Source organism: Reyranella sp. GW821-FHT14A01 (assembly GCF_058803965.1).
The window spans coordinates 131,628-151,263 of sequence record NZ_JBXAPM010000016.1 but is presented as its reverse complement, the minus strand read 5'-3'; the positions used below and the strand labels follow the sequence as shown (position 1 = coordinate 151,263).

At 66.5% G+C, this 19,636-nt stretch carries 21 protein-coding genes; 9 read left to right on the top strand and 12 right to left on the bottom strand.

The window, feature by feature from the left end:
• Nucleotides 1-84: 84 nt before the first annotated feature.
• Nucleotides 85-1,218, bottom strand: coding sequence for a PA0069 family radical SAM protein (locus AC1ROX_RS25985; RefSeq protein ID WP_493130718.1), 1,134 nt, complete (start codon nt 1,216-1,218; stop codon nt 85-87).
• A gap of 92 nt (nt 1,219-1,310) precedes the next feature.
• On the opposite strand from AC1ROX_RS25985, the gene AC1ROX_RS25980 reads away from it, so the two are divergent.
• Both AC1ROX_RS25980 and AC1ROX_RS25975 read left to right on the top strand, forming a co-directional pair.
• On the top strand, nt 1,311-1,778 hold the full coding sequence (locus tag AC1ROX_RS25980) for a GNAT family N-acetyltransferase (protein WP_493130716.1): 468 nt from the start codon (nt 1,311-1,313) through the stop codon (nt 1,776-1,778).
• 91 nt (nt 1,779-1,869) lie between these two features.
• Complete coding sequence (locus AC1ROX_RS25975; RefSeq protein ID WP_493130714.1) at nt 1,870-2,280, top strand: hypothetical protein; 411 nt, start codon at nt 1,870-1,872, stop codon at nt 2,278-2,280.
• Here the strand turns inward: AC1ROX_RS25975 and AC1ROX_RS25970 are convergent.
• The gene (locus tag AC1ROX_RS25970; protein WP_493130713.1) at nt 2,275-3,261 is read right to left on the bottom strand and encodes a phosphotransferase; all 987 of its coding nucleotides are present in this window, start codon (nt 3,259-3,261) and stop codon (nt 2,275-2,277) included. The genes AC1ROX_RS25975 and AC1ROX_RS25970 overlap by 6 nt on opposite strands.
• Nucleotides 3,254-3,802 carry a molybdenum cofactor biosynthesis protein B gene (moaB, locus tag AC1ROX_RS25965; RefSeq protein WP_493130711.1) on the bottom strand — a complete coding sequence of 183 codons (549 nt, stop codon included), beginning with the start codon at nt 3,800-3,802 and terminating at the stop codon, nt 3,254-3,256. Before moaB ends, AC1ROX_RS25970 begins: the two co-directional genes overlap by 8 nt.
• Nucleotides 3,803-3,860: 58 nt before the next feature.
• Here moaB and AC1ROX_RS25960 point away from each other — a divergent pair, with 58 nt between their 5' ends.
• Nucleotides 3,861-4,325, top strand: a complete 465-nt coding sequence (locus tag AC1ROX_RS25960; protein ID WP_481881443.1) for a cupin domain-containing protein — start codon at nt 3,861-3,863, stop codon at nt 4,323-4,325.
• 127 nt (nt 4,326-4,452) lie between these two features.
• Here AC1ROX_RS25960 and AC1ROX_RS25955 read toward each other — a convergent pair whose 3' ends face one another.
• The 6 genes from AC1ROX_RS25955 to AC1ROX_RS25930 all read right to left on the bottom strand — a co-directional run bounded on the left by AC1ROX_RS25955 (nt 4,453) and on the right by AC1ROX_RS25930 (nt 11,079).
• Nucleotides 4,453-5,940 (bottom strand): tripartite tricarboxylate transporter permease, encoded by a 1,488-nt coding sequence (locus AC1ROX_RS25955; protein WP_493130707.1) that lies wholly within the window; start codon nt 5,938-5,940, stop codon nt 4,453-4,455.
• A 10-nt stretch (nt 5,941-5,950) separates the two neighbouring features.
• Nucleotides 5,951-6,442, bottom strand: a complete 492-nt coding sequence (locus tag AC1ROX_RS25950) for a tripartite tricarboxylate transporter TctB family protein (RefSeq protein ID WP_493130705.1) — start codon at nt 6,440-6,442, stop codon at nt 5,951-5,953.
• Nucleotides 6,439-7,404, bottom strand: a complete 966-nt coding sequence (locus AC1ROX_RS25945; RefSeq protein ID WP_493130703.1) for a Bug family tripartite tricarboxylate transporter substrate binding protein — start codon at nt 7,402-7,404, stop codon at nt 6,439-6,441. The genes AC1ROX_RS25950 and AC1ROX_RS25945 overlap by 4 nt, the downstream gene beginning before the upstream one ends.
• Nucleotides 7,405-7,487: 83 nt before the next feature.
• Complete coding sequence (locus AC1ROX_RS25940; RefSeq protein WP_493130701.1) at nt 7,488-8,111, bottom strand: cysteine dioxygenase family protein; 624 nt, start codon at nt 8,109-8,111, stop codon at nt 7,488-7,490.
• Nucleotides 8,108-9,271, bottom strand: a complete 1,164-nt coding sequence (locus AC1ROX_RS25935) for a CaiB/BaiF CoA transferase family protein (RefSeq protein WP_493130698.1) — start codon at nt 9,269-9,271, stop codon at nt 8,108-8,110. The genes AC1ROX_RS25940 and AC1ROX_RS25935 overlap by 4 nt, the downstream gene beginning before the upstream one ends.
• Nucleotides 9,272-9,273: 2 nt before the next feature.
• Complete coding sequence (locus tag AC1ROX_RS25930; RefSeq protein ID WP_493130695.1) at nt 9,274-11,079, bottom strand: transglycosylase SLT domain-containing protein; 1,806 nt, start codon at nt 11,077-11,079, stop codon at nt 9,274-9,276.
• 118 nt (nt 11,080-11,197) lie between these two features.
• Between AC1ROX_RS25930 and AC1ROX_RS25925 the strand changes: the two genes are divergently transcribed.
• From AC1ROX_RS25925 to AC1ROX_RS25900, 6 genes are all read left to right on the top strand, one after another.
• Nucleotides 11,198-13,387 carry a rhodanese-like domain-containing protein gene (locus AC1ROX_RS25925; protein WP_493130693.1) on the top strand — a complete coding sequence of 730 codons (2,190 nt, stop codon included), beginning with the start codon at nt 11,198-11,200 and terminating at the stop codon, nt 13,385-13,387.
• 152 nt (nt 13,388-13,539) lie between these two features.
• Entirely contained in the window at nt 13,540-13,884 is a 345-nt protein-coding gene (locus AC1ROX_RS25920; RefSeq protein WP_493130691.1) for an AtpZ/AtpI family protein, read from the top strand.
• A gap of 17 nt (nt 13,885-13,901) precedes the next feature.
• Nucleotides 13,902-14,630: a F0F1 ATP synthase subunit A gene (locus tag AC1ROX_RS25915; protein ID WP_493130689.1), complete on the top strand. Its 729-nt coding sequence runs from the start codon at nt 13,902-13,904 to the stop codon at nt 14,628-14,630.
• Between the two features lie 73 nt (nt 14,631-14,703).
• Entirely contained in the window at nt 14,704-14,928 is a 225-nt protein-coding gene (locus AC1ROX_RS25910; RefSeq protein ID WP_020698011.1) for a F0F1 ATP synthase subunit C, read from the top strand.
• Nucleotides 14,929-14,936: 8 nt separating this feature from the next.
• Entirely contained in the window at nt 14,937-15,506 is a 570-nt protein-coding gene (locus tag AC1ROX_RS25905; RefSeq protein WP_493130687.1) for a F0F1 ATP synthase subunit B family protein, read from the top strand.
• Nucleotides 15,503-16,033: a F0F1 ATP synthase subunit B family protein gene (locus AC1ROX_RS25900; protein WP_493130685.1), complete on the top strand. Its 531-nt coding sequence runs from the start codon at nt 15,503-15,505 to the stop codon at nt 16,031-16,033. The genes AC1ROX_RS25905 and AC1ROX_RS25900 overlap by 4 nt, the downstream gene beginning before the upstream one ends.
• A gap of 173 nt (nt 16,034-16,206) precedes the next feature.
• Here AC1ROX_RS25900 and gcvPB read toward each other — a convergent pair whose 3' ends face one another.
• The 3 genes from gcvPB to gcvH all read right to left on the bottom strand — a co-directional run bounded on the left by gcvPB (nt 16,207) and on the right by gcvH (nt 19,635).
• Nucleotides 16,207-17,805, bottom strand: a complete 1,599-nt coding sequence (gcvPB, locus tag AC1ROX_RS25895; protein WP_493130683.1) for an aminomethyl-transferring glycine dehydrogenase subunit GcvPB — start codon at nt 17,803-17,805, stop codon at nt 16,207-16,209.
• Nucleotides 17,805-19,151, bottom strand: coding sequence for an aminomethyl-transferring glycine dehydrogenase subunit GcvPA (gene gcvPA / locus AC1ROX_RS25890; RefSeq protein ID WP_493130681.1), 1,347 nt, complete (start codon nt 19,149-19,151; stop codon nt 17,805-17,807). Before gcvPA ends, gcvPB begins: the two co-directional genes overlap by 1 nt.
• Nucleotides 19,152-19,257: 106 nt before the next feature.
• Complete coding sequence (gene gcvH / locus AC1ROX_RS25885; RefSeq protein WP_493130679.1) at nt 19,258-19,635, bottom strand: glycine cleavage system protein GcvH; 378 nt, start codon at nt 19,633-19,635, stop codon at nt 19,258-19,260.
• Nucleotide 19,636 lies beyond the last annotated feature (1 nt).

The window sequence follows — 19,636 nt, the reverse complement described above, 5'->3', positions numbered from 1 at the left end:
GATACAATCGTCGGCAGCGTCAGATGTGGAGAAGAGACAGCAATCATGATTCATGAGCGCCACTGGAGTGGCGCGCTCCAATGATTAGAACAACTTCATCTGCCGCGCGTCGCGCTTGGCGTCGACCAGGGCGGTGCGAGCGGTGGCTGGGACCGCGAAGCGCATCGTGTCGAGGCGGTAGCGGACCCGATTGAGGTCGAGGCGCTTGATCGAGGCCGCGAAGCGCTGGCTCAGCAATTGCGCGATCGGGCCCTCGCCCTTCATGCGCGTGCCGAACTCGGCCTTGTAGAGCTGGCCGCCGCGCATCTGGCGCACCAGCGACAGGATGCGCTCGGCGCGGTCGGGCCGGTTGGCACGCAGCCATTCCTCGAACAGGTCCTTGATCTCGAGCGGCAGGCGCAGCGCCGTGTAGCCCGCGCGCGTGGCGCCGGCCGCCGCCGATGCGTCGAGGATCGATTCCATTTCATGGTCGTTGAGGCCGGGAATCATCGGCGCCGTCATCACGCCGACGGGAATGCCGGCGGCGGCCAGCTCGCGGACCGCGTCGAGCCGCCGATGCGGCGCGGAGGCGCGCGGCTCCATCGTGCGGGCGAGGTCGCGGTCGAGCGTCGTGATCGACAGGAACACTTCGGCCAGGTTGCGCTTGGCCATGTCGCCCAGAATGTCGATGTCGCGCGTGATCAGGTGGTTCTTGGTGACGATGCCCACCGGATTGTTGAAGTCGCTCAGCACACGGAGGATCTGGCGCGTGATCTTGAGGTCGCGCTCGACCGGCTGGTAGGGGTCGGTGTTGGTGCCCATCGCCACAACGTCGCAGCGATATTTGGGCGAGGCGAGCTCGGCGGTCAGCAGCGCCGCCGCCTCGGGCTTGAAGAGAATCTTCGTCTCGAAATCGAGGCCGGGCGACAGGCCGAGATAGGCGTGGGTCGGCCGCGCGAAGCAGTAGATGCAGCCATGCTCGCAGCCGCGATAGGGATTGATCGACCGGTCGAACGGAATGTCGGGCGAGCTGTTGCGCGCGATGATGGTCCGCGTCGCGTCCTTCGTCAGGGTGGTGCGCAACGGCGGCAGCTCGTCCTCGATGTCCCAGCCATCGGTGGTGCGGATGCGTTTCTCGTCGTCGTAACGGCTGGTCGCGTTGCTGAGCGCGCCGCGCCCGTTGTGCTGCGGCTCGGCGATCTGGTCGTCCGGATAAAGCGGCTGAACGGGCTCTTTCATGGCCCGACTCTTAGAACAAAAAGGGAACGAGTCAAGCCACTGTCCCTAGGGGTTCATTGTCTCGCGCTACAGCCATCCCTAGAGAGAAAGCCATGCAAGCCATCGAGTTACGCACCGCCCGCCCCGAAGACTGCGACTTCCTGTTGAGCCTGTCGCCCCGCCTGTCCGGCGTGCCCGGCCCTGCGTGGCACGATCTCAAAGCCATGGAAGGCTTCCAGGACCGCTACATGGAATCGACCTTCGCCGCCGTGGACCCGGCCGCGCAGACGCTCGTCGCATGGTCAGCCGACAGCAAACGGTTGGGCTACATCCATATGCGCCCCTTCAAGGACGGCGTGACGGACGAGCCCTGTGGCTACGTCTCGCTGCTGGCTCTTGCTGAAGGCTCCGAAGGCCAAGGCATCGCACACCGATTGATGCAGGCGGCCGAGACCTGGGCCCGCGCGCAGGGCTATCGCTTCCTCTGCCTCGACGTGTTCGCCGACAATCGCCACGCCGTCGAGTTCTACGAGCGGCGCGGCTTCCAGACCGAGACGCTGCGCATGGTGAAGCCGCTTTAGCCACTCGTCACATTTATACCATAGGTTGTATGAATATAATTTAATACAATCTAATATGAGTGCTGACGCCTATCATTTCGAGAGACAGCAGATGGCAGATATTGAGGTCAGGACTGCGACTCACGATGACATCGATTTCATCGCCAAGCTCGCGCCGCCGGAGGATGAGGAGCTCACCTCGCAAGCCCGTCTCACCGTGGAAGGGGCCTCGACGGCCGATAATTCTGCGATCTTCATCGCCGTGGGCGGCGATGGACGGCGCCGGGGCTACATCCATTTATTCCCGGAGAGAGACGACTCAGAAGAAGAGCCTCGCCGCTATGTTATGCGAGTCGCCTCGATATATAACCCGGAGTACGACGTTGTGAGCAGCCTCTTCGCCGAGGCCAACGCCTGGCTGGAAAAGCGCCGCGGTTCTCCGGTTTTGGTCCTGGTACACGCCGAGGACGAAAGTAGCGCCGCGTTCAAGGCGGAAACCATCAACCCTCCGAGGCCGTCATAGCCACTCGGCGCGGATCGAGCGGATCGTCTCACAGTCGAAGGCGAAGGCGATCCGCGACCGCAGATGCGCCCGCATCTCAGGCGCCAAGCCGGCATCGCTCCATTGGGAGGGATCGGACGGATCGCGCGGCGCCTCCGTCTGCACCTTCCAACGTGCCATGAACAAGGTGGTGCGCAGCCAGGTGAGCCGGCGCATCGGCTGCAGCCAGGGTCGCAGCTCGGCGGCGCGCGTCTCGCCGACTTTTGCGAGATAGGAATCGTAGAAGCCTTTGACCTCGGCTCGCGACAGGACTTTGCCGACATCGGGATGCCAGACGGTCGATGTCGGAAGCGTCGCGTGCGCGAGGTCGATCGCCGGCGAGCCGACATGCACCTTTTCGAGATCGACGAACCAGGCGATGCCGGCGCGATCGACGATGAAGTTGCCGGGATGTGTGTCGGCCAGCGCGATCGACAGCGGCTGCGGGCGATGTGCCACCGTCTTCGCCATCCCGCGCATGAGTTCGAGTTCTTCGACGATCTCGGCGAGGGCGTCGGTGTCACCGACGGCCTTGTCGAGAAAGCGTCGGGCCCCCTCCTCCACGACATCAAGCGTCGCGCGAAATGGATTGTTCTGCCGCGGGAGCGGCGAGCCCGGTGCGGGCAACGGCAGCGAATGAATCCGCGCCAGCGTGTCGGCCATCGCGTCGAGTTCGTCCGGCAGGCGCGGCGCCCGGCCCTCGATGAAGTCGACGATCAACGCTCCACCGGGCAATCCGGGCCGCGGCTCGATCACCTCGTGAAGCCTCGGCGTGCGCCCGGCCGGTACGAGATGCCGGAAGGCCTCGGCCTGCAGATGCAAACGCGCGGCGGCCGTCGGATCGTCATCGTAGGCATAGGCGATCCGCGCGAGCCGTCCGTCCTTCAGCCGGACATGACCGTGCGCCGTGCCGGTCGCCGGCAGTTCCTCGCCCTCGCGGATCGCGGCGAGGATGTCAGCCACTGCGCGGCATCTTGCCTTCGTTGAGGCGCGGCATCAGCTCGGCGAAGTTGCAGGGGCGGAAGCGGATGTCGAGCTGCTGGCGCAGGATGTCGTCCCACCCGTCCTTGCAGGCGCCGGTCGAGCCCGGCAGCGCGAAGATGTAGGTCGCGTTGGCGACGCCCGCCGTGGCGCGGCTCTGCATGGTCGAGGTGCCGATCTTCTGGAAGCTGATCCAGCGGAAGGTCTCGCCGAAACCCTCGATCTTCTTCTCGAACAATGCCTCCAGCGCCTCGGGCGTCACGTCGCGGCCGGTGACGCCGGTACCGCCGGTCGAGATCACCGCCTCGATGCGCGGATCGTCGATCCACTTCTGCACCTGGGCGCGGATCAGGGCGATGTCGTCGGTGACGATGGCGCGGTCGATCAGGATGTGGCCGTCGCGCGCGATGCGCTCGACCAGCGTGTCGCCCGACTTGTCGGTCTCCAGCGTCCGCGTGTCCGAAACGGTCAGAACGGCGATGTTCACCGGCTTGAAGGGCTTGGTTTCATCAATTCTGTTCATGCGAACAGTGTAGCTTTCCTCGCTTGTCGAAGCGAGCCGGCGGGCCTAGATGACACCCATGACCGATTGGAAACATGACGGCGTTCGGGTCATCCCCGCCGGATCGCTCGACACCAACACCGCCCAGACCCCGGGCATGAACCGGGCTGCGGCCATCAACTTCGCCCGCGTCGGCGCGCAGAAGCTGTGGGCCGGCACGGTGACCATCCATGCCCACGCCAAGACAGGCGCCCATCACCATGGGCACCTGGAAAGCGTGATCTACGTGGTGAAGGGCCGCGCCCGCATGCGCTGGGGCGATCAGCTCCAGTTCGTGGCCGAGGCCGGCCCCGGCGACTTCATCTACGTGCCGCCCTACGTGCCGCACCAGGAGATCAACGCCTCGGACACCGAGCCGCTGGAATGCGTCCTGGTCCGTTCCGACAACGAGGCGGTCGCGATCAACATCGACATCACCCCGGCCGAGAAGGTCGAGGAAGTCTACTGGGTGGATCCGACACATCCTCATCCGCACAAACACTGACGCAAAGCGTCAGTGTTTGTGCGGATGGGCGGGCGGCAGCGCATTCATATGCGCGAGAGCCCGCTCCGTGCAGAATAGATATGAATATGACGCGCCACTGGAGTGGCGCGCCCCCAGCGAAGGCGGCCTAACCGGCTGCCTTCTTCTTTTTTTTCGGCCACAACCCCGCGACCAGCAGCAGGATCGCCACGATCGCAAAGCCCGTCGACAGCGCGCTGTGAAAGAAGATCGTCGGGTCGCCGTCGGAGATCGCCAGCGCCTGACGCACCGAACGCTCGAAGATCGGGCCCAGCACGTAAGCCAGGATGACGATGCCGAGGTCGAAGCCGTGGCGGCGCAGGCCGTAGCCCACGAAGCCGAAGATCACCGCGATCACCACGTCGGCCGGATTGCCGTTCGACGAATAGACGCCGATCAGGCAGACCGCGAGGATCATCGGCGTGAGATAGGCGCGCGGGATGTCGAGGATGCGCACGAACAGGCCGATCAGCGGCAGGTTCAGGATCAGCAGCATCACGTTGCCGATATACATGCTGGCCACGACGCCCCAGAAGATCTGCGGCTGGCGCTCCAGGATGGTTGGGCCCGGCGTGACGCCATGGATGATGAAGGCGCCGAGCAGCAGGGCCGTGACGGCGTTCGCAGGGATGCCCATGCAGAGCAGCGGCACGAAGGCGCCGGCCGTGCCGGCGTTGTTGGCCGATTCAGGTCCGGCCAGTCCCTCGACGGCGCCCTTGCCGAACTCCTCGGGATTCTTCGAGAGCTTGCGCTCCATGCCGTAGGACAGGAACGAGGCCAGCACCGCGCCGCCGCCGGGGAGCAGGCCGACCAGGAAGCCCATGACCGTGCCGCGGACGACCGGGCCGACCGAGCGCTTCGCCTCCTCGCGCGAGGGCATGAAGCCCAGCAGGTGCGAGGGCGGCGGCAGGACCTTCATCTCGTCGGGCTTCTGGCGCGCCATGAACAGCACTTCGGAGAGACCGAAGAGACCGATCGCCAGCGGCACGAGGTTCACGCCGTCGCCCAAGGCCAGGATGCCGAAGGTGAGCCGCGGCGTCATGTTGAGCGGGTCGCTGCCGATCGTGCCGAGCAGCAGGCCGAACGCCGCCATCAGCAAGGCGCGCGGCAGAGAGCCGCTCGACATGTAGGTGACCATGGTGAGGCCCGCGAGCATCAGCGTGGCGTACTCGGCGGGACCGAACTTGATGACCAGCTCGGCAAGCGGCGGCGACAGGAAGGAGATGCCGATGACGCCCACGGTGCCCGCGAAGAACGAGCCGAAACCGGCGATGCCGAGGGCGGCACCGGCACGGCCCTTGCGCGCCATCTCGTAGCCGTCGAGGCAGGTCACGACCGAGGAGGCCTCGCCCGGAATGCGCATCAGCACCGACGTCACGGTGCCGCCATAGGCCACGCCGTAGTAGATGCCCGACAGCATGATGATGGCCGAGGTCACGTCCATCTTGAACGTGATCGGCAGCAGGATGGCGATGGTGGTGAGCGGCCCCAGTCCCGGCAGGATGCCGACGACGGTGCCGAGGAACGCACCGACGAAGCAGTAGAACAGGTTGTCGAGGGTCAGCGTGGTGGCGAAGCCGCCCAGCAGCGCTTCCATGCGTCGGGCCTCAGCGAACGTAGGTGTAGAAGGTGCGCTCGATCGGGCCTTCCGGCAGGTCGACGCGCAGCAGCCAGCCGAAGCAGACGAGGCCGACGGCGGCGCAGGCGACGCCGTAGCCGATCGAGGACAGCCACGACCGACGTTCGGCGAAGCGCATGATCACGACCGTCACCGCGACGGTCGTGACGACGAAGCCGGCAAACGTCGCGCCCAGCGCGAACACGGCGAAGGTGGCGATGTAGACGGCGAAGGTGCGGTTGGATTCCTTCGTGCCCTCGACGTCGTCGGTGTCGCCGCCCTCGGTCTCGCCGGCCTGGCCCGGGAAGGCCAGGACGATAACAGCGAGCGCCACGCAGATGCCGGCCATGAGCTGCGGGAAGAAACCGGGGCCGGGACCGTCGAAGCCCCAGCTTTCCAGCTCCATCGCCTTCCACAGGCCGATCAGCGCCGCGCCCAAGAGACCGAGCGTGGCGATCCGCGTGCCGCTCAGCTTCATCATGCCTTCTTGGCCATGCCGGTTTCCTTGAGGATCGGGACGAGCTCCGTCTCGATCTTCTTCAGGAGGGCGCCGTATTCCTTGCCGTCGCGATAGATCGCCTGGATGCCGAGCTTGTCGATCTGGCCGGTCACCGAATCGTCCTTCATGACGTCGGCCAGCGCCTTGTCCATGCGCTCCTTGATTGCCGGATCGACACCGGCCGGGAAGGCATAGCCGAACGGGCCGTTGCTGACCGCGTCGTAGCCCAGCTCGCGCAGCGTCTTCACGTCGGGATAGTCGGGCCAGCGCGCCTCGGCCGCCGAAGCGAGGAAGCGCAGCTTGCCGGCCTCGATCTGCGGCCGCATCTCCGAGACGGTCTGGATGACGGCATCGACATGGCCGCCGATCGCCGCCGTCACCGATTCGACGCCGCCGGGGAAGACGACCCAGCGCAGCTTGGCGCCGCTCAGCTTGGCGAGCTGGAACATCGCCACGACATTGGTGACGTTGTTGGAACTGTAGGTGAGCTGCTTCTGCTTGCCCTGGTTGACAAGGTCCTCGATCGACTTGATCGGCCCGTCGGCGCGTGCGCCGACGCCATAACGCAGCGCCGCGACCTGGCCGATGATGTCGAACGCCTTCCACGGATCGTAGGGCACGTTCATCATGTTCGGCACGGCGACGTGGCTGGAAATCGCCACCAGGCCGATCGTGTGGCCGTCCGGCGTCGCCTGGGCGAGCGTCGTAGGCCCCAGCGCGCCTGCGCCGCCGACCACGTTCTTCACGATGACGGTGGCGTTCAGCCGCTTCTCGAGCGCCTGCGCGATGATGCGCGCGGTCAGGTCGGTCGAAGCGCCCGGCGCGTTGGGATTGATCAGCGAGATCTCGCGCGCCGGCCATTTGCTCGACTGGCCGATGGCGGGCGCGGCGACGGAAACGGCAGCCAAAGCGGTGCCGCCCTTCAATACGGTTCTACGAAGCATCCTGTTTCCTCCTTTTTTTATAGGAGGAGACAGTGCTTGCCGGGCCGGTGTCAGGTCAAGGGAGCCGTGCCGGTACGCGAACCTCAGGAGGCGGCGCGGACCTCGGCCGAGCGGTCCCAGATGTTGGGCTGCTCGCGATTGGTGTAGCCCGACACGAAGAGGTTGGGCTGGCCCGTCTTCACGTCGTAGGTGTGCCGGCGCACCGCGCCGATATTGCCGCCATAGACATGGATGCTGATCGAGCCGCGATCGTCGAACGCGTTCGTCACCTGATGGATGTCGCCGGCCGGGTTGCGCGGTGCCGGGATCAGCACCTCGACCTCGCCGGGTTCCAGCCTGGTGAGCGCGCCCGGCACCAGCACGCCGGTCTCGGGATGGCGCGTGAAGGCAAGCGAAGTCTCCGAGCCGCGCAGCATGCCGACCAGGCCCCACATCTCGTGATCGTGCACCGGCGTGTTGGCCTTGGGCGCCCACACGAAGCTCACGACGCAGAAACGCTCGAACGGATCGCACCACAGCAGGTTCTGCGCGTAGCCATGCGCCGGCACCTTGGCCGCCTGCTCGGGCAGCCAGTCGTCGTGCTTGCACAGTTCGCCCAGCAGCTTCGCGCCGACCTCGACGATCGCCTTCTCGTCCTTGTCCTGCCAGGCGCCGCCGGTGAGGGAGGTCATGTCGCCGATGAAGCGACGCAGACGGTCGATGCTCATTCCGCGGCCTTTCGCAGGAAATTGGTGCCGAAGATCGCCTCGGTGTCGGCGCCGAGGCCCGGCGGATCGCGCCGCTTCGAGATGTCGGTGGCGGAGATGCGAACCGGGCTGCCGAAGGTCTTGGTCTTCACACCGGACGGTAACTCCATCTCCTCGACCCAGCCCATGTGCGCGACCTGCGGGTCGGCCAGGATCTGGCTGTAGGTGTTGATGCGCCCGTGCGGCACGCCGGCCGCTTCGAAGGCGCCCAGCCAATGGTCGACGCCGTTCCTGGCGAACTCGACCTCGAGCATATCCTTCAGCGCGACCTGGTTGGCAGCGCGCGACTGCGTGGTAGCAAAGCGCTGGTCGGCGAACAGGTCGGGGCGGTTGATCACTTTCGTCACCGACTCCCAAAGCTTGTTGTTACCGGCGGCGATGACGAAATGTCCGTCCGCCGCCTTGAAGGCCTGGTACGGCGCATTGCGCGGATGGGCCGAGCCCAGCTTCTTCGGATCGTTACCGGTGCCGAAGAACTCGCTGGTCTGAAGCGCGGCCATGCCAAGGCTGCAGCCCAGCATCGAGGCATCGATATGCGCGCCCAGCCCGCCGCCCGCGACGCGGCGCAGCACCGAGACGATGGTGAAGGCGGCGTAGAGACCGGTGCCGGTGTCGGAGACCGGCACGCCGCATTTCACCGGCGCACCGTCGGGTTCGCCGGTCACGCTCATGATGCCGCTCATCGCCTGCACCGTTACGTCGAAGCCACCCTCGCCCGAGCGCGGACCGCTCTGCCCGAAGGCCGAGATCGAGCAATAGACGAGGCCGGGCTTCTCGGCGCGGAAGGATTCGTAGCCGAGGCCGAGACGATCCATCACGCCCGGCCGGTTGTTCTCCAGCACCACGTCGGCGGAGAGGATGAGCTGGCGCGCCGCCTGCTTCTGCGCCGGATCCTTGAGATCGAGCACGACCGAGCGCTTGTTGCGATTGATCGAGGCGAAGTTCTCGCTGTAGCCCCCCTGGGACCCTTCTGTGATCGGCGGCCACTGGCGCATCATGTCGCCTTCCGGCGGCTCGACCTTGATCACCTCGGCGCCGAGATCGGCCAGCAGCATTCCACAATAAGGTCCCGCCAGGACCTGGCAGAACTCGACGACGCGTACGCCTGAAAGCGGCAACATAATCAGCGCGATCCGTCCTGTGCGATGTAACGGGGCCAGTCGTGCGAGGCGATCTGGTCGAGCGACGGCGTCGGCTGGCCGAGACGAAGCTGGTAGATCCAGTAGTTGGTGAGCACGCGCTGCACGAAGTCGCGCGTCTCGTGGAGCGGGATCGACTGGATATAAAGCAGGGGATCCTGCGAGGCGTTCAGCGAATTGTCCCAGCGCATCACGTTGCCCGGCCCGCCATTGTAGCCGGCGGTGGTGCGCACGAGATTGCCGTCGGTCTCGTTCAGCAGCATCGAGATATAGGCCTGGCCGAGCGACACGTTGACCGACGGATCCCACGGATTGGCGCCCGCGGTCTCCGGCGCGTAGCGGGCCGAGACGGCACGGGCCGTCGCCGGCATGAGCTGCATCAGACCCATCGCGCCGACGACCGAGCGCGCCTTGGGATTGAACGCCGATTCCTGGCGCATGAAGGCATAGACCAGCGCACGGTCGACGCTCTGGCCGCTCGACGGCTGCCACGGCGGGATCGGATACATGCCGCCGTCATAGCCCTTGATGTTGTGGCGCTGGTCCCAGTTGGCGTTGCCGACCTTCACCGCGAGGGCGGGCAGCTGGGCCTTGAGCGCCAGCGCCATCACCGCCTCGATGTAGCGCGGATCGTTGTCGATCGACGCGGCGAAGAGTTCGCGCTCCGCCGCCGTCGTGGCGCCGAGCTGCAGCAGCGCCAGCGCGCGCCGGGCGGCGCGGTCGTCGCGCAGCAGGTCGGTGCGGCGGCGGTCGAGCGCCGGCACCTCGAAGTCGGGCTGGATCTGCATGCCCAGCGCCTTCTGGGCAACGAGCCCGTAGAAGGTGCGGCCATGCAGCGCCGCGCGCTTCAGGTAGGGCGCGTACTTCTGCGGATTGCCGGCCAGCAGGTTGGCGCGCGCCGCCCAGAACGAGCCGGCGGACAGCGTCCACGACGAGGCCTGGTCCGGCGAAGCGTCGGCGACGAGCTCGAAACGTCGGGCAGCCTCCGCCATGTTGCCGCGCGTGAATGCCGTCATCGCGGCATTCCAGTTGGCGTCGGGCGGCATGCTGGCTTCGACCGGGATCTGCACGCCCCGCTGCGGATCGGCCTCGAGCTGGCGCGTGCGCAGACGGCCGCGCCACAGCTCGACTTCCTGGGGCCCGAGAATCTCGCTCGACGATTTGCGATCGAGCAGGACGAAGGCGGCATTGAAGCCACCATCGTCGGCCATGCTCTGCAGGCGCGAACGCAGCTCGGCGGCGCGACCGGCATCGGCGCCGTTCACCGTGCGCGCCGCCGCGAAGTTGGGCGAACCCGGCGTCGTGCCGACGAAGGTGGCCGGCGTCAGCTCCGCGCCGCCCGGCGTGCGCCGCGCCAGCGCAAGCCGGTAGATCGCGGGCGCGTCAGGATTGTCGTTGTAGTCCTGAAGCCAGGCGGCGAGCTGCTCGTACCGCGCGGGATAGCTCGGGCTCAGCAGGCGCTGGGCGCCGACATAGCCCATCAGGGTCTTGTCCTGCAGTTGCCGGATCTCGTCATCGGCCTGCGCCCAGTTGCCGGACTGCTGCGCCTGGAAGATGCGGCGATAGCGGTCGCGCGTCTCATTATCCAGAACAGTCGGGAGATCGGCGACGACCGCATTCTCATCGAGTTCGAGAACGGGCGGCGGCGGCACATAGACCGCGGCACGAGGTGCGGGGCGTCCGGTCGGTCGAGCCGCCGGCCGGGTCACGGCGGCTTTGGTCGTGGCGGGCTTGGTCGCCTGGGTCTGGACCGGCTTCTTGGCGGTCTGCGCCGAGGCAGGCCCTACCATGAGCGCGGCCGCCCCGATCAGGACGGCGGAAAGGGTTGTTCGCATGGCGCACCGTAGTTTGACTCTGGCTGGGGCGACAAGGGCTGGTGTGCCTATACTGTACCCAACGGAGGACCCGATGACCCTGCATCAAGAGCGTGCCGCCGCCGTCCGGCGACTGATCGACGAAGCCCGCACCATCGAGAAGTCGGGCGTGACCTACGCCAATCTCGACAAGATCGGCGGCCTCCTGTCGTCGCTGGCCAGCCGCGCCGATCTCTTCCCGCAGGAGGAATTCCCGCTGGGCGCCGAGGGGGGCATCTATCGCCTGAGCGAGGATCCCGACCATCGCTTCGCGCTCTATGCCTCGGCCGGCGGCCCCGGCAAGAAGGTGCCGCCGCACAATCACACGACCTGGGCCATCATCGCCGGCGTCCACGGCGCCGAGCGCAACGTCGTCTACGAACGACTCGACAATGGCGCGCAGGAAAACGTCGTGCAGCTGCGCGAGGCGCCGTCGAAGGAGAAGACGCTGAAGCGCGGCGACGTGATCACTTTCCTGCCCGACGACTTCCACCACATCGAGACGCCGGTCGGTTCTGGCAATGCCCTGCACCTTCACTTCTATGGCCTCAGCCTCGAGCATCTGCCCGACCGCCTGACCGTCGACATGAGCACCGGCACCGCCAAGCGCTTCATGGCCAAAGCGAAGATCCTGACGCCGCTGCTCACGGTGCAGCAGGTCAAGGAGATGCTGAAGTCGGGTGAAATCTTCGCGTTCTTCGACGTGCGCGAGGAAGGCCAGTTCTCGACCCAGGGCCATCCGTTGTTCGCCACGCCCCTTCCCCTGTCGCGCCTGGAGCCGCGGGCGCTGGCGCTGCTGCCCGATCCCGACACGCGCATCGTGCTGATGGACGATGGCGAGGAAGGCCAGATGGGGCGCGCCAACCGCGCCGCCGCGACGCTCAGCCGCCTCGGCTACACCAACCTTGCGGTCATGGCCGGTGGCCTGAAAGCCTGGCGCGACGCGGGTTATGAGGTGTTCACCGGCGTCAACGTGCCCAGCAAGGCATTCGGCGAGGTCGTCGAGCACGGCAACGACACGCCGCGCATCGATGCCGCCGACGTGCAGAAGATGATCGATGCCAAGGCCGACATGGTGATCCTCGATTCGCGGCCGCTGCCCGAGTTCACCAATATGTCGATCCCCGGCGGCATCGACTGCCCCGGCGCCGAGCTGGTCTATCGCGTGAAGGACTTCGTGACGCGGCCCGAGACGCTGGTCGTCGTCAATTGCGCCGGCCGCACGCGCTCGATCATCGGCGCGCAGTCGCTGATCAATGCCGGCCTGCCCAACAAGGTGATGGCGCTTAAGAACGGCACGATGGGCTGGCACCTCGCCGGCCTTCAGGTGGCACGCGGCGAGACCAGGAGCTTCGGCCCGCAGGGACCGGAGGCCGCGACGTTCGCGCAGGCCGCCGCGGCGAACATCGCGGGCAAGATGGGCATCCGGAAGATCGACAGGGCCGGCCTTGCCGCCCTCGAGAAGAAGGGCGGGCCGCTCTATCGCCTCGACGTGCGCGATCCGGCCGAATATGCGCAAGGCCATCTCAAGGGCTTCCGCCATGCCGCCGGCGGCCAGCTCGTGCAGGCGACCGATCAATATGTCGGCGCCCGCAACGCCACGATCGTGCTGCATGACAATGACGGCGTTCGCGCCACCATGACGGCGCACTGGCTGCTGCAGATGGGCTGGAACGAGACCTATGTGCTCGACCACAAGCCCACGGCCGGCGAGCTCACGACCGAGGCAGAGCCGCGCTACCCGGCGGGCTTCGCCGTGCCGAAGGTCGCGAGCGTGACCGCCGCCGAGCTGCAGAAGTCGCTGGCCACGACCCTAGTGGTCGACCTCGACACCAGCCTGAAATACCGCGACGGCCACGTGCCGGGCGCCTGGTTCGCCGTGCGTGCAAATATCGCACGCACCCTGCCGGAAATGCTCACCAAGCAAGCGGGCGCCTCCAGGATCGTGGTCTCGGCGCCGGATGCCGAAATCGGCGCCCTGGCCGCGGCGGAAATCGCCGGCCTGGCCGGGGGCCTGCCGGTCGCCATATTGACAGGCGGCATGAAGGCTTGGCGCGAAAGCGGTTTTGAGGTCGAGACCGGCCATATCCGGATGGCCGATCCGCCGACCGACGTCTGGTACCGGCCCTACGACTTCAAGGAGGACGTGGAGGCCGCCATGCGTCAGTACCTTGACTGGGAGGTCGACCTGGTTCCGCAGGTGGACCGCGACGGCGACGCCCGGTTCTCCGTCCTGAAGCGCTAAAGGGCGGACCGGCTTGCATTTCAGGGCCTTGTCACATCGTCGCGTGCGCTTGACACCCCGCGGGCCTGCCCATAGGTTCCGGCGCGTTTTTCATTGTGACCGCATCGCGTCGATGGGGTGGCGATGGAAAGCCCGGAGCGGAGCATCCGGTTATGGCTGAGGACGATCGGAAATCGACCCCTGACGAGCTGGATCGGCGCCTGAAAGGCGTCCGGCAGGCCTACCAGGCGGGAACGGGCCAGTCGTCGAGACCCGCATCGCGCGGCGCCGGAGGCGAAAAGCTGGGCGTCGGCATGCGGATCGCAGTCGAACTGGTGGCGGGCGTCGTTGCGGGGGCCTTTCTCGGCCTGATGGCTGATCGGTGGTTGGGGACCAAGCCCTGGTTGCTGATCGTGGGGTTCGTACTGGGATGCTGTGCGGCGTTCTTGAACGTCTACCGGGTTGCGCAGGCTGAAGAGCGGCGCAGCAAGGCGGCCCAGGATGAAAAGAAGAGCTGATTTGGGGATAGAGTAACGTGGCCAGCCCGCTCGAGCAGTTTGCTATCCAGGACCTAAGCGCCCCGCTGTTCAGCATCGGTGGCCACCATATCGCCGTCACCAACTCCGCCATCTTCATGATGGGCGCCGTGGTCCTATCGTCGGGCCTGCTGTTCGCGGGTGCGGGCAAGGGCGCGATGATCCCGGGCCGCATCCAGGCGATGGCCGAACTCTTCTACGAGTTCATCGCCAACATGATCCGGGACAATGTCGGCAAGGGCGGCAAGCAGTTCTTCCCGTTCATCTTCACGCTCTTCATCTTCACGCTGTTCGGCAACATCCTCGGCATGCTGCCCTACGGCTACACCTTCACGTCCCAGATCGCCGTCACCTTCTTCATGGCGATGGTCGTGTTCCTCGGCGTGACCCTGATCGGCCTGTTCAAGCACGGCCTGCACTTCTTCTCCCTGTTCTTCCCGCACGGCGCGCCGCTGTTCACCGCGCCGATCCTGATCCCGATCGAGTTGGTCTCCTACCTCAGCCGCCCGATCAGCCTGTCGGTCCGACTGTTCGCCAACATGACGGTCGGCCACGTGCTGCTGAAGGTGCTGGCGGGCTTCGTCGTGGCGCTCGGCTTCTTCGGTTTCGTGCCGCTGGCCGTCCTGGTCGCGATCACGGCGCTGGAGCTGTTGGTCGCGCTGCTGCAGGCCTACATCTTCACGATCCTCTGCTGCATTTACCTGCACGACGCGCTGCACCTGCACTAGTAGCGGCGCCCGTAATCATCCAACCGGCCCATCAATCCACCACGTCAAAGCCAAGAGAAAACAGGAGATAGAAATGGACGCTTCAGCCGCCAAGTTCATCGGTGCAGGCCTCGCCGCCATCGGCATGATCGGCGCCGGCATCGGCGTGGGCAACGTCTGGGCGAGCTACATCACGGCGCTGTCGCGCAACCCGGCCTCGAAGGCCGAAATCGGCGCCAACATCTGGATCGGCTTCGCCGTCACCGAGGCCATCGCGCTGTTCGCGCTGATCGTCGCGCTGATCGCCCTCTTCGCCTGAGTTCGATCGTGCCCGTTCAGGCACTCCGGACTTCGGTCGCCGCGGCAGCCCTGATCGGGCTGCCGTTTGCCGCGCAGGCGGCCGGCATGCCGCAGTTCGACGTCACGAAGTTCCCCACCCAGATCTTCTGGCTGGTGGTGTGTTTTGCCGTTCTGTACTTCCTCATGGCCAAGGCCGTCCTGCCGAAGATCGGCGCGACGATCGAAAGCCGCGAGCACAAGATCCAGGCCGATCTCGACGCCGCCCAGAAGGCCAACGACGCCGCTCGTGCGGCGGCAGCCGATCAGGACAAGGCGCTCACCGAGGCACGCGGCCAGGCTTCCGGCCTGATCCGCGCCGCATCGGAAGCCGCCGCGGCCCAGACCTCGGCCAAGCTGCACGAAGTCAGCGACCGGCTGGGCGCCGACATCGTCGCCGCTGAAAAGCGGATCGGCGATCAGCGCACGCAGGCCCTCGCGGGCCTCAGCAGCATGTCGAGCGAGATCGCCGCGGCGGTTCTGGGCAAGCTGGTGGGATCGGCCGATCCCGCGCAGGTTGCCCGCGCCGTCGACGAGGCAGCAAAGGCAGGCAAGCCATGATCGGTACCGCATGGGCTGCGGACGCACACGGCGGCGGCGGAGGCTTGTTCTCCGATCCGACGTTCTGGGTCGCCGTCTCCTTCTTCATCTTCCTGGCGATCGCCGGCAAGCAGCTCGTCCGGGGAGTCACCAAGCTCCTCGACGACCGCACTGCCCTGATCGCGCGCACCCTCGGCGAGGCCGAGAAGCTGCGCAACGAGGCGCAGAAGGCGCGTGACGAGGCCCAGAAGAACCTGGCCGACTCCGCCACGCTCGCCCAGGAGATCGTGGCGCAAGCCAAGCAGGAAGCCGTGCGTCTCACTCAGCATGCCGCCGAGGAGCGCGAAGCGTTGATCGCCCGCCGCGAGCAGCAGGCCAAGGACCGCATCGCCCAGGCCGAGGCCCAGGCCTCGCGGGAAGTGCGCAACATGGCCGTCGACGTGGCGCTCGCCGCCACCCGCTCGCTGCTGAAGGAACAGGTCGGCGCCGGCCGCACCCAGGCGATGATCGACGAATCGATCGCCGAGCTGCCGCGCCGTCTGCACTGACTTTTAGAAAATAGGGATCGCCCGCAAAATAAAAGAGCGGGCAACCTGGTGCCCCCGCCGCAAGGCGGGGGCTTTTTCTTGCCCGATCGGACCGGCGGTCCGATCGGGCAATCCTGAGCGAAGCGAAGGATCCTTCGGCCTCTGGCCTCAGGATGATGGGCGCTTCGCGCCTGTCACTCCGCCGCCTGCTTCAGCGGATCGGTGCCCGGCGGATTGTTCGACGGCTTCCAGCGCAGGACCGGCTTGCGGGCCGCCAGCGTCTCGTCGAGACGGCGGCGCGGCGAGTAGAGCGGTGCGGCCTTGAAGGCCTCGGCCGCGGTGCCGGTCTGGGCCTTCTCGGTGAGCGAACGCAGCGCGCCGATGAACTGGTCGAGGTCTTCCTTGGCCACGCTCTCGGTCGGCTCGATCAGCATCGCGCCATGCACCACCAGCGGGAAGTACATGGTCATCGGGTGATAGCCCTCGTCGATCATCGCCTTGGCGAAGTCGAGCGTGCTGACGCCCGTGTCCTTGAGGAAGCTGTCGTCGAACAGCGCCTCGTGCATGCACGGCCCCTCGAAGGCCGGGCTCATCACGTCCTTCAGCGCGGCCATCACGTAGTTGGCGTTGAGCACCGCATCCTCGGCGACCTGCTTCAGCCCGTCGGCGCCGTGGCTCATGATGTAAGCCAGCGCGCGCGTGAACATGCCCATCTGGCCGTGGAAGGCTTTCAGGCGGCCGAGCGGCGTGCCATCGACTTTCGCGCCGTCTTCGGCGACGCGCCACGTGTCGCCGTCCTTCACGATCCACGGATAGGGCGCATACGGCGCCAGTGCCGCCGACAGCACCACCGGACCGGCACCCGGCCCGCCGCCGCCATGCGGCGTCGAGAAGGTCTTGTGCAGGTTGATGTGCATGCAGTCGATGCCGAGATCGCCCGGCCGCACCCGGCCGACGATGGCGTTGAAGTTGGCGCCGTCGCAGTAGAAATAGGCGCCCGCCTCGTGCACGGCCTTGGAGATCTCGACGATCTCGCTCTCGAACAGGCCGCAGGTGTTGGGGTTGGTCAGCATGATCGCCGCCACGTCGGGACCCAGCGCCGCCTTGAGCGCGGCGAGGTCGACGCGGCCGCGATCGTTGGCCGGGATCGGCTTCACGACGAAGCCGAGCGCCGCCGCTGTCGCGGGGTTGGTACCGTGCGCCGATTCGGGCGCCAGCACGGTCTTGCGCTTCGCGCGCTCGCCCTTGGCCTCGAGGGCCGCGGCGATCGCCATCATGCCGCACATCTCGCCATGCGCGCCGGCGGCCGGCGACATCGCCACGGCCGGCATGCCGGTGAGGGTCTTCAGCCAGTGCGCCAGCCCGTCGATCAGCTCCAGCGCGCCCTGCACGGTCGAGACCGGCTGCAGCGGATGGAGATCGCCGATGCCGGGCAGGCGCGCGACCTTCTCGTTGATGCGGGGATTGTGCTTCATCGTGCACGAGCCCAGCGGGTAGACGCCCATGTCGATGGCGTAGTTTTTCTGGCTGAGGCGCGTGTAGTGCTGCACCACCTGCGGTTCCGACAGACCGGGCAGGCCGACCGCGCCCTTGCGGCGCATTCCGTTCAGCCGGTCTTTCACCTTGGGAGCTTCCGGCAGGTCGACACCACAGCGTCCGGCCTGGCCCATCTCGAAGATCAGCGGTTCCTCGATCTGGAGCGCGCGGTTGCCGGTGAAGGTGCCGTGCGTGTTGACGGAGCCGGTGGCGACGCTGCCAGCGCGACCCTGGCTACGATCAAGCGACTGTACCATCACAGCACCTCCTTCAGCGCGGCGACAAGCGGGTCCATGCCCGCATCGGTCGCCGTTTCGGTCGCCGCCAGCAGCAGCAGGTTCGCGACCGAGGGGTCGTTCGGGATCAGGCGCGACACCGGCAGGCCGCCCAGGATGCGCTTGGCCGCCAGCGCCTCGACCACTTCGGCCGCTTGCTTGGGCAACTTCACGGTGAATTCGTTGAAGAAGCTGTCGTTCAACACCGCGACGCCGGGAATCGCCGCAAGCTTGTCGGCGAGCTGCGAGGCCTTGGCGTGGTTCAGTTCGGCCAACCGGGTAAAACCCGCCTCGCCCAGCAGGGTGAGATGCACCGTGAAGGCCAGCGCGCAAAGGCCGGCATTGGTGCAGATGTTGGACGTCGCCTTCTCGCGACGGATATGCTGCTCGCGCGTCGAGAGGGTGAGCACGAAGCCGCGCTTGCCGTCGGCATCGACGGTCTCGCCGACGAGGCGGCCCGGCATCTGGCGCATGTACTTGTCGCGCGTGGCGAACAGGCCGACATAAGGACCGCCGAAGCCCAGCCCGTTGCCGATCGACTGGCCCTCGCAGACCACGATGTCGGCGCCCATCTCGCCCGGCGGCGTCAGCAGGCCCAGCGACACGACTTCCGTCACGACGACGATCAGCAGCGCGCCGGCGGCGTGGCAGGCTTCCGCCAGCTTGGTGAAGTCACGGACATGACCGAAGAAGCTCGGGTTCTGCACGACCACGCAGGAGGTGTCGCGATCCACCGAGGCGATCAAGTCTTCCAGGCCCTCGGCGTCGGTCTTCGAGAAATTCGCCGTGAAACCTTCCCACTTGGCCGTGGTCTCGATGATGGCGCGATACTGCGGATGCAGCCCACCCGAGATCAGCGCCTTGTGGCGGCGCGTGATGCGGTTGGCCATCAGCACGGCTTCGGTCGTTCCCGTCGAGCCGTCGTACATCGAGGCGTTGGCGACCTCCATGCCGGTGAGCAGGGTAACCTGGGTCTGGAACTCGAACAGGTACTGCAGAGTCCCTTGCGTGATCTCCGGCTGGTACGGCGTGTACGAAGTCAGGAACTCGCCGCGCTGGATCATGTAGTCGACGGTCGCCGGTACATGATGGCGATAGGCGCCGGCGCCGATGAAGAACGGCGTCGAGGCGGGCGACAGGTTCTTGGCCGCGAAGCCCTGGAAGGCGCGCTCGACTTCGAGCTCACCCTGGTGATCGGGCAGGCCGCCGACCTTGGCCGCCAGTCGCGCCGAGGCCGGCACGTCCCGGAACAGCTCGTCGACCGACTTGGCGCCGATCACGCTCAGCATCTCGCGGCGATCGGCATCGGTGAGGGGGAGATAACGCATTGAAGCTCCTAGAATGCTCTTTGCTGGGGGCGCGCCACTCCAGTGGCGCGATCTTCCCGGACATCGACCATGACGCGCCACTGGAGTGGCGCGCCCCCAGCGATGATTAGCCGAGGCCCTTCACGAAGGCGTCGTAGCCCGCCTCGTCCATCAGGCCGGCGAGTTCGCCCTTGTCGGCGAGCTTCATCTTGAAGAACCAGCCCTTGCCCGTCGGCTCGGCGTTCACGTCGCCCGGCGTGTCGCCAAGTGCAGCATTGCTCTCGACGACCTCGCCGGTGGCCGGCGCGTAGATGTCGGATGCGGCCTTCACCGATTCGACGACGGCGCAGGCCTCGCCCTTGGCGACCTTGCGGCCGGCGGCGGGCACGTCGACGAACACGACGTCACCCAACTGCTCCTGCGCGTACTGCGTGATGCCGATCGTGCCGACATCGCCCTCGACGCGGATCCACTCATGCTCTTCGGTGTACTTGGTCTCGGCCATC

What these genes read in the sequence shown, in the direction of transcription:
- AC1ROX_RS25980 (WP_493130716.1), top strand. Translation starts at nt 1,311, where the DNA reads ATGCAAGCCATCGAGTTACGCACCGCCCGCCCCGAAGACTGCGACTTC.
- gcvPA (WP_493130681.1), bottom strand. Translation starts at nt 19,151, where the DNA reads ATGCGTTATCTCCCCCTCACCGATGCCGATCGCCGCGAGATGCTGAGC.
- AC1ROX_RS25975 (WP_493130714.1), top strand. Translation starts at nt 1,870, where the DNA reads ATGGCAGATATTGAGGTCAGGACTGCGACTCACGATGACATCGATTTC.
- AC1ROX_RS25985 (WP_493130718.1), bottom strand. Translation starts at nt 1,218, where the DNA reads ATGAAAGAGCCCGTTCAGCCGCTTTATCCGGACGACCAGATCGCCGAG.
- AC1ROX_RS25935 (WP_493130698.1), bottom strand. Translation starts at nt 9,271, where the DNA reads ATGTTGCCGCTTTCAGGCGTACGCGTCGTCGAGTTCTGCCAGGTCCTG.
- moaB (WP_493130711.1), bottom strand. Translation starts at nt 3,802, where the DNA reads ATGAACAGAATTGATGAAACCAAGCCCTTCAAGCCGGTGAACATCGCC.
- AC1ROX_RS25960 (WP_481881443.1), top strand. Translation starts at nt 3,861, where the DNA reads ATGACCGATTGGAAACATGACGGCGTTCGGGTCATCCCCGCCGGATCG.
- AC1ROX_RS25955 (WP_493130707.1), bottom strand. Translation starts at nt 5,940, where the DNA reads ATGGAAGCGCTGCTGGGCGGCTTCGCCACCACGCTGACCCTCGACAAC.
- AC1ROX_RS25910 (WP_020698011.1), top strand. Translation starts at nt 14,704, where the DNA reads ATGGACGCTTCAGCCGCCAAGTTCATCGGTGCAGGCCTCGCCGCCATC.
- AC1ROX_RS25900 (WP_493130685.1), top strand. Translation starts at nt 15,503, where the DNA reads ATGATCGGTACCGCATGGGCTGCGGACGCACACGGCGGCGGCGGAGGC.
- AC1ROX_RS25925 (WP_493130693.1), top strand. Translation starts at nt 11,198, where the DNA reads ATGACCCTGCATCAAGAGCGTGCCGCCGCCGTCCGGCGACTGATCGAC.
- AC1ROX_RS25930 (WP_493130695.1), bottom strand. Translation starts at nt 11,079, where the DNA reads ATGGTAGGGCCTGCCTCGGCGCAGACCGCCAAGAAGCCGGTCCAGACC.
- gcvPB (WP_493130683.1), bottom strand. Translation starts at nt 17,805, where the DNA reads ATGGTACAGTCGCTTGATCGTAGCCAGGGTCGCGCTGGCAGCGTCGCC.
- gcvH (WP_493130679.1), bottom strand. Translation starts at nt 19,635, where the DNA reads ATGGCCGAGACCAAGTACACCGAAGAGCATGAGTGGATCCGCGTCGAG.
- AC1ROX_RS25920 (WP_493130691.1), top strand. Translation starts at nt 13,540, where the DNA reads ATGGCTGAGGACGATCGGAAATCGACCCCTGACGAGCTGGATCGGCGC.
- AC1ROX_RS25940 (WP_493130701.1), bottom strand. Translation starts at nt 8,111, where the DNA reads ATGAGCATCGACCGTCTGCGTCGCTTCATCGGCGACATGACCTCCCTC.
- AC1ROX_RS25950 (WP_493130705.1), bottom strand. Translation starts at nt 6,442, where the DNA reads ATGATGAAGCTGAGCGGCACGCGGATCGCCACGCTCGGTCTCTTGGGC.
- AC1ROX_RS25945 (WP_493130703.1), bottom strand. Translation starts at nt 7,404, where the DNA reads ATGCTTCGTAGAACCGTATTGAAGGGCGGCACCGCTTTGGCTGCCGTT.